Genomic DNA, 13,208 nt, shown 5'->3' on the forward strand with positions numbered 1-13,208 from the left:
TTGGGCACTACACGAACTCCGGACGGCCGGTGCCGTCGGCGCCGTCGCGCCAGACCGGCTGCGGCGGCGGGACGGTGGCCAGGATCCGCTCGATCACCGCGCGCGGGTCGATGTTGTCCGCGACCGCGTCGAAGGTCAGGCCGAGCCGGTGGCCCATCACGTCCAGCGCGACGGTCTGGATGTCGCTCGGCAGCAGGTAGTCGCGCCCGTGGATCAGCGCCAGCGCCCGGCCGGCCGCGATCAGGCCCAGGGTCGCGCGCGGGCTGACGCCGAGCTCGATGATCGGCTCCAGGTCGGGCAGGTGGAAGTCGGTCGGCGTCCGGGTCGCCATCACCAGGCGGACGGCGTACTCCGCGACCAGGTTGTGCACGAACACCTGCTCCGCGGACCGCTGCAGCTCGAGGATCGTCTCCGGCTGCAGCACCTGCCGGGGCTCCGGCGGGTCGACGCTCATCCGGCGGAGGATCTCGAACTCCTCGTGGCCGCGCGGATGCGGGACGTCGATCTTCACCAGGAAGCGGTCACGCTGCGCCTCGGGCAGCGGGTACACACCCTCGGACTCGATCGGGTTCTGGGTCGCGATCACGATGAACGGCTTCGGCATCGGGAAGGTCTGGCCGCCGATCGACACCTGCCGCTCGGCCATCAGCTCCAGCATCGCCGACTGCACCTTGGCCGGCGCGCGGTTGACCTCGTCGGCCAGCACGAAGTTCACGAACGTCGGGCCGAGCTCGATGTCGAAGGTCTCCCGGGTCTGCCGGTAGATCCGGGTGCCGACGATGTCGGACGGGACCAGGTCCGGGGTGAACTGGATCCGGGCGAACGTGCCGCCGACGACACTCGCGAAGGTCCGCACGGCCAGCGTCTTGGCGACGCCCGGCACACCCTCGAGCAGGCAGTGACCCTTGGCCAGCAGCGACACCATCAGGGTCTCGACCATGTGCTCCTGGCCGACGATCACCCGCTTGACCTCGCTGACCGCCTCGCCGATCAGCCGGGACTGCTGGGCAACCGAACCTGTCGGCACCGTGGTTTCGGTCATGCCTGTCCTTCCGGGGTCCGCGCGCGGACCTTGTCATTCACCGTCGTTCCCCACTTCGCAACACCGGCCATTCCATCAGATCACCGGGGCCAGCAGCCGCAGGGCCTGCCAGAGTCCCTCCCCATCCTCCCCCTCCGCCCCAAATCCCGCCCCTCGACGCCGCCCCGCCTCCCCCGATCGCACTTTGTGCACCAGGTCCGTACGCCGGCCGCGTCGCCGTACGGACCTGGTGCACAGAGTCGGCTCGGAGGAGCGGCGGCGACAGTGCTACCAGGGATGTGGTGGGATTGGGGGTGATGACTGCGACCGAATCCCAGCCCGAGGTGCAGCCGGCGGACACCCCGGCCGTGCTGGAGATTCCGGACGCCCTCCCGCTGCAGCCGGAGGACCCGCCCCGGGTCGGCGAGTTCTGGCTCCGCGGCCGTCTCGGCGCGAACGCGGCCGGTTACCTGTACGCGGTCAGTGCCGAGGACGGCCGGGAGGCCGTCGTCGCGATGATGACCGAGGGTTCGGCCGACGACGCCGCCGCCCGCGAGCGGTTCGTGTACGCCGTGGACGAGTTGCCCGAGGACGTCGTGCTCGCGCACAACGACTCCGACGACGACGATCTGGCGTTGTGGGTCGCGATCGGGCCGATCCGGGCCGACGACGGGTCCAGCGCGGCGTCCGACGAGCGGCTGATCGCGGAGCGTCGCGGCGAGGAGATCCTGTCCGCGGTGCTGATGGACCGGATCCCGCAGCCCGGCAAGCTCCGCGGCCCCGACTTCCGGCACTACTGGGAGAACCGGCGGCGCCCCGGCCTGTTCCGGATCTGGCCGCTGCCGTGGCCGAACGCGCTCCGTCCGCCGTCGTGGTGGGCGCTCGGGTTCGCGCTGCTGACGATGGCTGTGATCATGGCGCTCGCGGTCTTCCTCGCGTGGCTGCTGTTCCGGCACGCCGAGCCGCTGGAGCCGGAGCCCGTGATCCCGACGCCGACCGGCACCACGACGGTCACGGTCACGCCGACCACGCCGCCGCCCGGCAGTGGCTCCGGCTCGGTCACACCGCCGACGACCGGCCCGCCGTCCAGCACGTCGACCACCGGCGGTGTCCCGACCGACGCGCCGACGGGTTCGCCCGGTACGGCGACCAACCCCGGCGACAAGTTCTAGGCCGTCTGCTCGCGCCGTCCCTGCTCGCGCCGTCCCAGGTTCAGCAGGCCGATCAGGCTGATCACGGCCCAGCTGCCCTCGAGGAGCAGGAAGCCCCACGACGACTGCACCGCGGCGATCGTTGCCAGCACACCTGATCCGAGCAGGTTCAGGAGCTGGTACGTGACCGTGCGCTGTTGCAGCCGGCCGGCCTGGGCGGCCGCGAAGGCGACCAGAATGGTGAGCGCACCAACGATTTCGACGACATCGAGAACGTGCATGGGACGACCCCCTCCTGCGGGGTGAGGCGTCGTCTTGACAGACCGGGTACGGCGCCGCTCGTCCGGGGAGCCGCGGGAACGCGGACTCCTAGTTCGACGATAGCAAACGCAGCAACTCCGGATCCTTCCAGAGCTTCTCCGGCACCGGCTGCCGGACGAGGGCGGCGTCGGCCCGGATCTCCGCCGGGGAGGACGCCGCGATCATTACCGAGGTGACCGCGGCATGCCTGGTCGGGAAGGCGAGCGCGGCCTGCGGCAGCGAGACGCCGTACCGCTCGCAGACCGCCGAGATCCGGCGGGCCTGGATGGTCTGCACCTGGAGGACCTGCGGCGTGAGGACACCGGCCACGATCACGGACACCGCACGCGCCACGCACCGGTCGAGCAGCGGCTTGGCCGACTGGTCGAGCAGCCCGTACCGGCCGGTCAGCAGCACGCAGTCCAGCTCGACGTCGCGCACCAGCCGGTCGAGCTCGCGCCAGTCGTCCGAGGCCGCGCCGACCGCCTTGATCACGCCGTCGCGCCGCAACCGGTCGAGGGCCGGGTACGCCGACTCGTCCTGCGCGAACACCAGGTCGACCGCGAGACCGAGCCGCTCGCTGCTGGCCCGGACCGATTCCTCCGGATCGGCGCCGGTGACCTTCGTCGACACCAGGAACTCACCCCGCGGGCGGCGCCGCAACGCCGTACCGAGGCGCCGCTCCGAGGCGCCGTACGCCGGGGACGTGTCGAAGAACCTGATCCCGGCCTGGTACGCCGCGTCGACGGTCGCGACGGCCCTCTCGTCGGCTCTGTCGTCCGCTGCCTCGTCCGCTGTCGCGCCGGGCAGGTCGTTGCCGAGGTGGGAGCCGCCGAGGCCGAACCGTGGTGGCCGGAACCGGGCCGTGTCGCGGGGAGCGAGTACCTGGCTGGGTGCGGCCATCGCACTCACCTCCGCTGGTCGGTTACCTACCAGGATCGGGGCTCGGCGGCTTCTGCGCATCTCGAACTAGCGACCGGATTCGTACAGCGTCCGCACCTCCGCGTCGGTCAGCGCCCGGTCGTACAGGTGGACCTGGTCGACGGTCCCGTCCAGGAAGTCGACCGGGTTGCCGCCGAACCTCGCCCGTCCGATGACCGTGTTGCCGGTCGAGCTCGAGTCCAGGGAACAGGCGCTCTTCGCCGCGACCAGCTGCCCGTCGACGTACAGCCTCAGCTGGCCCTTCACGACGTCGCGGACGCCGGTGACGTGGTACCACTGCCCCGGGTTCGGCTTCGTGGGCGACAGTGCCCGGATCCCGGGGAAGCTCATCGCGAAGCGCTGGTCCTGCCCGGAGTACTGCAGGAAGAACGCGCTGTCGCGATCGCCGTCCTGGCTGACGAACGTCTGGAACGCGCCGTCGGCCTTGTTGAGCTTGACCCAGGCGCTCGCGGTGTAGTTCTTACTGGTGTCGAGCAGCGTGGCGCCGGTATCGGCGTACTGGCCGGACCCGTTGAGCACGAGGGCTTCGCCGTTCTTGCCGGGTCCGTAGACCGCGCCGCCCTGGAGCGTCGCGTCGTTGTTGCCGACGGCATCTTCACCCGATCCGTCCAGCGGGTAGAAGTGGATGCCTTCGGCCCCTGGCGTGCCCGGACCGGGATCAGGGACCCCGCTCCCGCTGCCGTCAGCATTGTCGACAATCTGCTCGTTGACTTTCCGCACCTGGGCGAAGTCCATCTTCGGCACCCGCCGGTCGTAGGTGAAGAAGCCGTTCAGCTCCCCCTCGACGTCGGTGATCTGGGTGTAGACCGAGCCGCTGATGCCGCACTGCGCGGCCGACCTCAGCACGTCGGTCTGGTTCTCCACGTACCTACGGGTGAGCGTGGCCGAGTCCGGCTCCATCTCGTACGCCGACCCGTCGCCGAACCACATGTGGCCGGGCACCTTCAGGCCGAAACCGCCGTGCTCGCCGTCGACCGCGGCCCGGTCGCCCGTCGGCGCGGTGGTCGCCGGGCCGAGGTACGCGTGATAGTCGAGCAGGTCTCCGCGGCCGGAGTCGCCGTGCGAGTTGCAGCAGTTCACACCGCTGTGCGCGTTGACCAGCCGGGACGGGTCCTGCGCCTTCACAGAGTCCGCGATCTGGCCCGTCTCCACCCGGTCCCACTCGCCCCAGCCCTCGTTGAACGGGACCCAGACGGTGATCGAGGTGAAGCTCTTGTGCTCCTCGATCAGCTGCTGCAGCTCGGACTTCCACTGCGTCCGCCACGGCTCGGGCATCGCGTCGGTCTTCGACGCCGGCATGTCCTGCCAGACCATCAGTCCGAGCTTGTCGGCCCAGTAGTACCAGCGGTCCGGCTCGACCTTGATGTGCTTGCGGACGGTGTTGAAGCCGAGCCGCTTGTGCTGCTCGAGGTCGAAGCGGAGCGCGGCGTCGGTCGGCGCGGTGTTCAGTCCGTCCGGCCAGAAGCCCTGGTCGAGGGTGGACAGGTTGAACAGGATCTTCCCGTTGAGCGCCATCCGAAGCTTGCCGTCAGCCCCTTTCTGCAGGCCGACCGAGCGCATCCCGGCGTACGAACCGACCTGGTCCACCAGCCGGCCGCGGTCGAACAGCTTGACCTTCAGGTCGTAGAGGAACGGGGTGCTCGGCGACCAGGTCTTCGGGTTCGGGATCGGCACCCGCAGTTCGGCGTTGGCCTTGCCCGTCGCCCTCCCGACCTGCCGGCGCCCGTCGTACGCCGTGACCTCGACGTCGAGGTTCGCGGGACCGGTGCTGGTGTCGGCGGTGACCTTCAGTGTCTGGTTCGGCAGGTCCGGCGTGAGCTGGAGGCGGCCGATCGAGGCGGCGTTCACCGGCTCCATCCAGACGGTCCGCCAGATGCCGGAGCTGCCCTGGTAGAAGATGCCGCGGTCGCCGACCTCGCGCTGCTTGCCGATCGGCTGGTACGTCTCGTCGGTCAGGTCCTCCGCCCAGACGATCAGCTCCTGCGGGCCCTTGGCGTGCAGCGCGTCGGTGACGTCGACGTCGAAGCCGTCGTACCCACCGCGATGCGTGGCGACCTGACGGCCGTTGACCCACACCTTCGCGTCGTAGTCGACCGCGCCGAAGTGCAGCAGCAGCCGCCGGCCCTTCCAGTTGTCGGGCACCTGGAAGGTGCGGCGGTACCACATCCGGTCCTCGTGCTTCTGCAGGCCGGACAGCGCGGACTCGATCGGGTACGGGACGAGGACCTTCTCGGCGAGCGTGCGGCCGAACGGCGGCTGCTCGTCCGGCGCGGCGGCGGACCACTCCCACAGGCCGTTGAGGTTGCGCCACTCCGGGCGGGTCAGCTGCGGCCTCGGGTACTCCGGGAGCGCGTTCGTGGGCGAGACATCGTCGGTCCACGGCGTCGTGAGCGGCGGCACACCGGCCTGCCACTCGGGCGCGGCCTGGGCCGTCGGAACCAGGACGGCTGACGCCACGAGGACTGCTGCGGTCAAGACCTTGAGCATGGGCGGTCCTTTCAGGGGCGGAGAAAGGCGATCCCATGGAAACGTTCTCACGACAAAAGCGCAAGAGGTCGCGCACGATCAAACATTCACGCAAACCGGAGTCGGGGTGCTGAAGTCACTCGCCTGCGTCAGCCTGCCGGTGGCCGTGTCCACCGTGCGGGCCGGTTCGCGGGCGGCGTGGTGGACCGGTACGAGGGCGGCGGTCAGGCCGAGGAAGGCCCGGCGGCTGACCTTCACGCCGCGACCGGGATGCTGACCCACGACGGGTCGCCCGCCGGCGAGCTGAACGTCACGGTCGACCCGATCACACTCCGGCCGAGGTACCGCGGGTCGACCGTGTCCACCACCAGGACGAGGTGATGCCCGGCCGGCACCTCCCAGCTCGTCGCCTCCAGCCGGACGTCGAGCGGGACCGCCTTCCCCGGCGTCGCGCCGCGCAGCATGTACGGCTTGTGCGCGATCAGCGAGCCCACGCCGAGCGCGTCCACGTCGTACAGGTAGGCGAACAGCGACGTACTCGCCGCCGACGGCCTCACGGTCAGATGCGCCTTCGGCGACCCGTTGACGACGGTCGCCCGATCGAACGCCGGGCCCGACCACACGCCCGCGAACGTCCTGTCCACCAAGGGAGTCACGACCCCGGTCGGGATCGACAGCAGGCCCTGCAACGCGCCGGACAACAGCGCGACCCCACTGTCGGCAACGGTCGGCACGCCTGCGCCGATCGCCCGGCTCCAGCCGGTCGACTCCTTCGTCTGCAGCGCACCCGCCTTGGTCAGGTACGACGTCCGCTCCTGCCCGACCGCCGACCAGCTCGGATACCCACGCCACACGCCGCGCTGCGACTTCAGCTGCACCGGCGCCTCGGCGTCGGCCCCGTTGTCCGCGCCGGTCAGGTAATGCCGCAGCCAGCCGGCCAGCTCGTCCCACGTCTCATTGGGCAGGCCAACGGCGCCGCTCGCCTCCGGCGTGGCGTGATCGCCGTGCGCCAGCAGCAGCCGCTTCGGGCCGGTCAGGGCGGTGAAGAAGTCCGTGTACTGCGTGGGCGGGAAGATCGAGTCCTCGAACGCGTTCGCGAGGAACACGGCCGGGCCGCGGGCGTTGAGTTGGTCCACCATGGTCGCCGCCGACCGCACCGGCGCCAGTTGTTTCGCCTCCGCGATCGCGCCGTCGAAGTCGCCGGTGACGAACTTCGCCTGCAACGACGCCATCGCCGGCCCCGGCCGCCCGGTGACATTGCCCAGGGCAAGCAGACCGGCGACCGCCTGGAGCGAGACCGTCTCGTTCGGATTCAGCGACCGGATCAGATCCGCCCAGCCGCTGAGCGCGCCGACCGCCTTGATCCGCGGGTCCTGCGCGGCGGCGAGCAGCGACGTCCCCGCGCCGTACGAGATCCCGACCGCGGCGACCCGGCCGGTGTCCGCGGGCGTGTGCTCGTCCGCCCAGTCGATCACCTTGCTCACGTCGGCCACGGTCGGCGGGCCGGCGATGTCGATCCCGCCACCGGTGTCCCAGAAGCCGCGGCTCGAGTACGAGATCACCTGGAACCCGGCGGTGGCCAGCTTCGCGCCCTGACCGACGTACTCGACGTTCGGCACGCCCCAGCTCGACGGCATCACCACGAGCGGGAACGGTCCGTCACCCTGCCCGGTCGGCGTGAGCACGACGGCGCCGATCGTGATCCCGCCGGCGCCGGGGATGCGCTGGTACGACGTACTGAACCCCGGCGCGGCCTGACTCGCCTCCGCGCGCGGGCCGATCGCGATCAGAGTCAGGGCGACTGCGAGTGCGGCGGCAAGTCTGCGCACGGGGACCTCCGGCAGTTGGAATTACCGGAGGGTAACCAAAACGGTGCCGCTGTGTCACTACCTCGGCACAGTGAGTTCCGGATCGACGCCGGTCGCCTCCACCGACCACGCCCAGAGCCGCTCGGCCAGCTCGGGGTCCTGGGCGGTGCGGGTCGGCAGCACGACCTTCGGCGTCCCGCGATACTCGAAGAAGCCCGGCCCGACGAACGATCCAGGACGCAGGTCCGGGTACGTCCCGGCGTACAGGCTCGGCCAGGCGCCGGCCGCAGCGGACTGCGCGACCAGGCGTGTCCCGGCGGCCCACAACCGTGCCTGCCGGGCGCGGCCGGCGAGCTCGGGACCGGCGGCCTGCAGATGGGTGGATGCGTACCCGGGATGCGCGCCGACGCTCAGCAGATCGGCCCCGGCCGCGCGAGCGCGCCGATCGAGCTCCAGCATGAAGAGCAGATTGGCGAGCTTCGACTTCCCGTACGCCTCCCACTTGCGGTAGCTGCCCGCCGGGCGGCGCAGGTCGGCCTCGCTGATGCCACGCACGGTCTTGTGCATGAACGAGCTGACCGTGACCACGCGGCTGCCGCCGAGGAGCAACGGAAGCAGCCTGCCGGTCAGCGCGAAGTGCCCGAGATGGTTCGTGCCGAGCTGGAGTTCGAACCCGTCGACGGTCTGCCGGTACGGCGGGGCCATCACGCCGGCGTTGTTGACCAGCAGATCGAGCTTGTCGTACGACTTCACGACCTCGCCCGCGGCCCGCTCGACACTCGCGAGATCGGCGAGGTCCAGCTCGAGGACCGTCGGCGCTCTCCCGGCCTTCTGGGTCAGCGTTTCCGCCGCCTGCGCGGCCTTCTCCGGATTGCGCGCCGCGACCAGCACGTCCGCGCCATGGCGGAGCAGCTGGAGCGCGGTCTCGTACCCGATCCCACTCGTGGCACCCGTCACGAGCGCCAGTCGTCCGGTCAGGTCAGGAATGTCCGCCGTGGTCCAGGTCATGCGCCCACACTAGTAGTGGGCGCATGACCTGATACCGCTAGAGGATCTTGCGGGCCTTGAAGGCGTCGGTCACCGTCTGCGCGGCGGCCTTGCCGTAGAGCAGCCGGGCCGCCTGGACGGTGTCCTGGGCCGCGGCGGCGAACGAGGTGTCGGGGTCGTAGAAGAACGTCGCCTCGAGGATCAGCTTGTTCGCCTTCGTCCGGCCGAGCGCCTGGTGGATGTCCCACAGCGCGTTCGACCAGATCTCACCGTCGTCGTGCACCTCACCGGTCTTGTCGTCGATCGTCTTGCCGGTGTCCGTACGGCGCAGGCAGTGCGGCTCGGTCGAGGTGTACGACGTGGCGTCCCAGTCCATCACGCACGGCAGCTCGAAGCCCTTGCTGACCGGGACCGACATCGTCACCGCCCAGTAGTCGCCGAAGCCCTCGCCCATCGCGCCGGCCTCCTCCGACTCGCCGAAGCCCGGCACCACGTCGTCCTGCATGGCGTGGCCGTACTCGTGCCAGATCACCTCGGCGTCCTCGGCGTCGTCGACACCGCCCTCGCCCATCGTGATCATGTCCGTGGACGGGTCGTAGAACGAGTTGTCACCGGAGAAGGTGTCGATCGAGAAGTCCTGCGACTCGTTGTTCACCTCGGTGAAGCCGAGCTGGTGGATGTACTCCTGCGTCTGGTTGACGTGGTAGTACGCCATCACCTGCTCGAACTTGTCGTTCTGCCGCTGGTAGACGAACGTGTTGGTCTTGCTCTGCGCGAGCCCGCCCTTGGCTTCCTTGATGTTGACGTAGGTGCCGTTGAGCTTGCCCGACCCGTCCAGGTTGCGCAGGATCACGTTCTTCTGCGCGAGGAACAGCGCGTCCTGGTTCTTGTCGTTCTGGTCGGTGAGCTTCTCGTTCTGCTCGCTGACCACCGGGTTCGGGTCGAAGACCGAGCCGCGGCCGTCGATGTTGTCGCTGATCACCTTCGACTCGACGATGCTGCCGGTGTCCGCGTCGACGAGCGAACGGCTGACACCCTCGGCCGAACGGCTGGTCACGTTCCAGACCAGGCGCGCGTTCGGCCCGCCGATCACCGCGAGCTGCGCGGCGCCGCTGGTCGCGCCCGGCTGCTTCACGGCGTCCTTGTTCGGCCCGGCGATCCGCGCCCGGTTGGCGCGGGCGGTGACCGCGGCGTTCGCGCTCTGGGTCGCGGACGCGGGCGCCACCTTCGCACTGACGTCCAGATCCGCCGGTACGGCGTCCCGCCCGTCGGCGATCTGCACCGCGCCGTCCTTGGTCACGTGCTTCGCGTAGTACCCGTTGATGACCGGCAGGCCCTTGAAGGTCTGCTGGTACCAGTAGTGCTTGCCGAGCAGCGACGTCTTGGTCTTGATCAGCTTCAGCCCGTCCGGGTTCGCCGTCCCTGCCTGCGACGCAGCCCCCGCGGCACTGGTGAACGACAACCCGAGCGAAACACTGACCAGCCCGGCGGCCACGGCCAGCAGCGCCTTGCGGCGTTTCCTCATCCGATTCCCTCCCACGTTCCTGTTGCGTTACGCAACCACTACGGTCCGTAGAACCCTAGATCGACAAACCACACCCTGGGAAGGGAACCGGCGCGCCGCCGAACACCCGCAAGGGAAACCCCGCTCACCCCAGGTCTCCCGCTTTACGCCGGGCCTCCCGCTGTACCCCGGGCCTCCCGCACCCCAGGCCTCGCTTACCCCGCGCCTCCCTCTTACCTCGGGCCTCCCGCTTACCCGGGCCTCCCGCGAGGAGGCGGATCACTCCTGGGAGCACCGCCACGCCGACCTCCGGGTCGGTCGCCCGCTGCACGCCGAGACCAACGCCGAGGCTCAGCAACGCCGTGGCACAGTTCTCGGCCGGCATCGGCAACTCGATACCGAAGGCGTTCGCATGCTCGGTCAGCAGAGCCGTCACCGCGTCCCGGATCCGGGCGTTCCGCTCCGCAAGGCCCCGCCGAACCTGCTCGTCCTGCCGCGCACGAGTCGCGAACTCGACCTCGAACACAGTCCACGCCACATCGCCGATCGTCGCGTCGGCCCAACGCTGGAAGGCTTCCAGCCTCTCGTCGGGCGTGCATGCCGACGTACTCGAGGTGGCAGAGCCCGCGTTGCGCTGAAGGGAAGTGGTTGAACGAGTGCCCCGGCCACGAGGAGACCGATCAGCACGAGCTGAGCAGCGCCGCGACCGGAGTACGATCGACGGGGTCGATGGAGGTGCAGCAACACCGTTGATGTCGATCGGACCGCGGCGCATCTGGATCCGACTCCGTGCGCCGCGGTCTGCTGTCAGCGACGCTGCAGATATACCTCGAGAGCACTGATCCGTTCCGCCACCGATGGCTGGCCGGTGAGCCAGTCAGGTTGCGTGAATCCCCCGTGACGCTGCTCGCCCTCGTGCTGTGCTTGCCATCCGTAGAGCACCTCGAGGAACTTGCGGCCGTAGCCGAGGTCGCTTGTCGCATGATCAGCCATCCGTTCCGCGAGCTTGTTCGCACCGATGAAGAGCAACGGTGAGAACAACGGCGCGAGAAAGGCCAAGGGCACCGCAAGGCTGTCATAGAAGATCAGCGCGCCGACGATGAGTCCCAGGTATGCAACCAGCAGGAAGCCGATGATTGTGCACCCCACCGCCGGGATCGTACGACTGAGTTTCAGCAGCTGCCACACCACGAAGCCGACGATCCGCGCCGGCGCCGAGTACCAATGCAGCACGCGGCTCAGCCACTGGTAACCATGACGACGCACGGAGAGGTTATGGGCGATCGCCGCCTCCAAATGACTCGGCGGCAAGGTGTAGAGCGCCCAGCTCGTGACGGAGACCGTGTTACCCCCGGTTCCCGAACCAGTGGGAGTCTCTGCTCTTTCGATCCACAGGGTGAACCTGCTCGGGTCGACTCCGGATCTGTTCGCCACCGCGTACCAGATGGGGGCCAGGCGCTGGTTCTCCACCATCGTCGGCCGGCGTAGCCCGAGAAGAAATCGCGCGATGAGGGCGTCCGACCCCGGCCACAACACGATCAGCCCGGTCAGGAGCCATGCGCCAACGACAACAGCCCAGCTCCAGTCGAATGTTCCTGAGAGCCAGTAGATGATGACGAAGCTTGCGGCTGCCCAGAGCAGCATGGACACGAACTCGGCAGCGACCATGCCTCCGCCACCGGGAGCGCCCGTTGGCGGGGTGCCACCGATCGCGCGCTGCTCGCGTCCAGGCCCGCCGTCGAACGGAACCTGCGGCACCGCGCTGTCCCCACCAGGTGTGTTCGGCGTCGAGTCGCGAGAACCATGCTCCCGGGAGCCATCATCGGGACGATCGCCCGGGTTCTGCGAGTTGTTCATGTACCGCCCCGGTCGTCGACGTCAGTAGAGGGACACGTGAACGTGATCGTAGTGGCCACCTGTCGCATCGCTCGGATTGTAGACGCCACCACCGTTGTACGGCTTCCACTGCCCGGTGCGCGCACTCCAGATCTTTCCGTACCAGATGACGTAGTGCATGCCGGTAGTTCCCGCGGTTTGAATCGCCCAGTTCGCGATGCGGTCGCCTTTGGCTCTTGCTGCAACGGACCGCCGTGAATCACCGCCGACGAAGACGTCACAGGCCTTTCCCTTCGGATGGTCGCTCGTCGGGTTCCAGACGTGAGCGTCCCAGCAACTCATCGGCGGATTGGCGAGCGCCGCACGGGCTTGGGCGACCCACGCTGCGGTGCGTTGGGTCACGAGCCCGCCGGTACCCGTAGGATCCGTCACGGTTGCGACCTGCGGCGGCCACACGCCGTTGATGGGCCGCCCCTCGACCAGGCCGCCTCCGCCGCAATTGTCGTCGACGTCGGCGGGCTGCGCCGGCCCGGCAGTGGGCTTCGGTCCAGAACGTCCAGCGTAAGGGTCTCCCGCGCGTTCGAGGTCGATACCGGCCTCCGCGGCGATCTGGCGCGCTGTGCGCTCGTGACGCGCGTACGCATCAGGGAAAGCCGAAACCTGAACCGCCTGAGCCGCCTCGGTGAACGACATCGAGGGCCAGTCGTTGATGTCGACGAGACCCGGCGGACTCGGAGGATTCGGACCACCGAAGAAGGCCTCGGCCGCATACGTCGGATCCATGATCTGCTGCACGGTTCCCCATCCGGCGCTCGGACGCTGCTGAAACAGACCGACCGAGTCACGATCGCCGTAGTCGATGTTCTCAAGCCCGGATTCCTGCAGCGCCGTCATGAGCGCGATCAGCGTCGCCCTCCCAGGAAGGCCCCGCGCCACGGCGACACCGTCGATGATCTTGGCGAATGCGACTTGCCGCGCCCGAGTCGGCGCATCCGCGGGCGGATCATCGGCGCGGGAACCGCCGCTCCCCGGCGGGCAACTCGCGAGGAACTGATCACCACCGGCACCGAACGGAACGATCACGATGAGGCTCATCAGTCCGACCACGACCAGGACGCCGAGCGCCTTCAGACCCAGCAGCTTGCTTGCGCCCGCGCCGAGCACACTCGTACCACGATCCATGAACATCAGAG

General features: G+C 69.1%; 11 protein-coding genes and 1 riboswitch. Of the genes, 1 reads left to right on the plus strand and 10 read right to left on the minus strand.

Annotated elements, in window-relative coordinates; genetic code table 11:
* Positions 1 to 7 precede the first annotated feature (7 nt).
* Positions 8 to 1,042, minus strand: coding sequence for a MoxR family ATPase (locus ABZW60_RS35770; protein ID WP_355484562.1), 1,035 nt, complete (start codon positions 1,040 to 1,042; stop codon positions 8 to 10).
* A gap of 296 nt (positions 1,043 to 1,338) precedes the next feature.
* Between ABZW60_RS35770 and ABZW60_RS35775 the strand changes: the two genes are divergently transcribed.
* Positions 1,339 to 2,193, plus strand: coding sequence for a hypothetical protein (locus tag ABZW60_RS35775; protein ID WP_355484564.1), 855 nt, complete (start codon positions 1,339 to 1,341; stop codon positions 2,191 to 2,193).
* Here the strand turns inward: ABZW60_RS35775 and ABZW60_RS35780 are convergent.
* The 9 genes from ABZW60_RS35780 to ABZW60_RS35820 form a co-directional block, all read right to left on the minus strand.
* Positions 2,190 to 2,453 (minus strand): hypothetical protein, encoded by a 264-nt coding sequence (locus ABZW60_RS35780; RefSeq protein WP_355484566.1) that lies wholly within the window; start codon positions 2,451 to 2,453, stop codon positions 2,190 to 2,192. The genes ABZW60_RS35775 and ABZW60_RS35780 overlap by 4 nt on opposite strands.
* A gap of 23 nt (positions 2,454 to 2,476) precedes the next feature.
* Positions 2,477 to 2,542: riboswitch (guanidine-III (ykkC-III) riboswitch) on the minus strand.
* Entirely contained in the window at positions 2,542 to 3,375 is an 834-nt protein-coding gene (locus tag ABZW60_RS35785; protein WP_355484567.1) for an aldo/keto reductase, read from the minus strand. It overlaps the preceding riboswitch by 1 nt.
* Positions 3,376 to 3,441: 66 nt before the next feature.
* Positions 3,442 to 5,901, minus strand: coding sequence for a LamG-like jellyroll fold domain-containing protein (locus tag ABZW60_RS35790; protein WP_355484569.1), 2,460 nt, complete (start codon positions 5,899 to 5,901; stop codon positions 3,442 to 3,444).
* A 233-nt stretch (positions 5,902 to 6,134) separates the two neighbouring features.
* Complete coding sequence (locus tag ABZW60_RS35795; RefSeq protein WP_355484571.1) at positions 6,135 to 7,709, minus strand: CocE/NonD family hydrolase; 1,575 nt, start codon at positions 7,707 to 7,709, stop codon at positions 6,135 to 6,137.
* A gap of 57 nt (positions 7,710 to 7,766) precedes the next feature.
* Complete coding sequence (locus ABZW60_RS35800; protein WP_355484573.1) at positions 7,767 to 8,696, minus strand: oxidoreductase; 930 nt, start codon at positions 8,694 to 8,696, stop codon at positions 7,767 to 7,769.
* 37 nt (positions 8,697 to 8,733) lie between these two features.
* Complete coding sequence (locus tag ABZW60_RS35805; RefSeq protein WP_355484575.1) at positions 8,734 to 10,200, minus strand: M36 family metallopeptidase; 1,467 nt, start codon at positions 10,198 to 10,200, stop codon at positions 8,734 to 8,736.
* A gap of 124 nt (positions 10,201 to 10,324) precedes the next feature.
* The gene (locus ABZW60_RS35810) at positions 10,325 to 10,717 is read right to left on the minus strand and encodes a hypothetical protein (RefSeq protein ID WP_355484576.1); all 393 of its coding nucleotides are present in this window, start codon (positions 10,715 to 10,717) and stop codon (positions 10,325 to 10,327) included.
* 269 nt (positions 10,718 to 10,986) lie between these two features.
* Positions 10,987 to 12,036 carry a hypothetical protein gene (locus tag ABZW60_RS35815; RefSeq protein WP_355484578.1) on the minus strand — a complete coding sequence of 350 codons (1,050 nt, stop codon included), beginning with the start codon at positions 12,034 to 12,036 and terminating at the stop codon, positions 10,987 to 10,989.
* Between the two features lie 21 nt (positions 12,037 to 12,057).
* A complete protein-coding gene (locus ABZW60_RS35820) occupies positions 12,058 to 13,197 on the minus strand; it encodes a hypothetical protein (RefSeq protein ID WP_355484580.1) in 1,140 nt (379 codons plus the stop codon).
* Positions 13,198 to 13,208 lie beyond the last annotated feature (11 nt).

The organism is Kribbella sp. NPDC003557 (assembly GCF_040610805.1).
Lineage (GTDB): Bacteria > Actinomycetota > Actinomycetes > Propionibacteriales > Kribbellaceae > Kribbella.

Coding starts and splice junctions, on each gene's coding strand:
- ABZW60_RS35770 (WP_355484562.1), bottom strand. CDS start 1,042: ATGACCGAAACCACGGTGCCGACAGGTTCGGTTGCCCAGCAGTCCCGG.
- ABZW60_RS35775 (WP_355484564.1), top strand. CDS start 1,339: ATGACTGCGACCGAATCCCAGCCCGAGGTGCAGCCGGCGGACACCCCG.
- ABZW60_RS35780 (WP_355484566.1), bottom strand. CDS start 2,453: ATGCACGTTCTCGATGTCGTCGAAATCGTTGGTGCGCTCACCATTCTG.
- ABZW60_RS35785 (WP_355484567.1), bottom strand. CDS start 3,375: ATGGCCGCACCCAGCCAGGTACTCGCTCCCCGCGACACGGCCCGGTTC.
- ABZW60_RS35790 (WP_355484569.1), bottom strand. CDS start 5,901: ATGCTCAAGGTCTTGACCGCAGCAGTCCTCGTGGCGTCAGCCGTCCTG.
- ABZW60_RS35800 (WP_355484573.1), bottom strand. CDS start 8,696: ATGACCTGGACCACGGCGGACATTCCTGACCTGACCGGACGACTGGCG.
- ABZW60_RS35805 (WP_355484575.1), bottom strand. CDS start 10,200: ATGAGGAAACGCCGCAAGGCGCTGCTGGCCGTGGCCGCCGGGCTGGTC.
- ABZW60_RS35815 (WP_355484578.1), bottom strand. CDS start 12,036: ATGAACAACTCGCAGAACCCGGGCGATCGTCCCGATGATGGCTCCCGG.
- ABZW60_RS35820 (WP_355484580.1), bottom strand. CDS start 13,197: ATGGATCGTGGTACGAGTGTGCTCGGCGCGGGCGCAAGCAAGCTGCTG.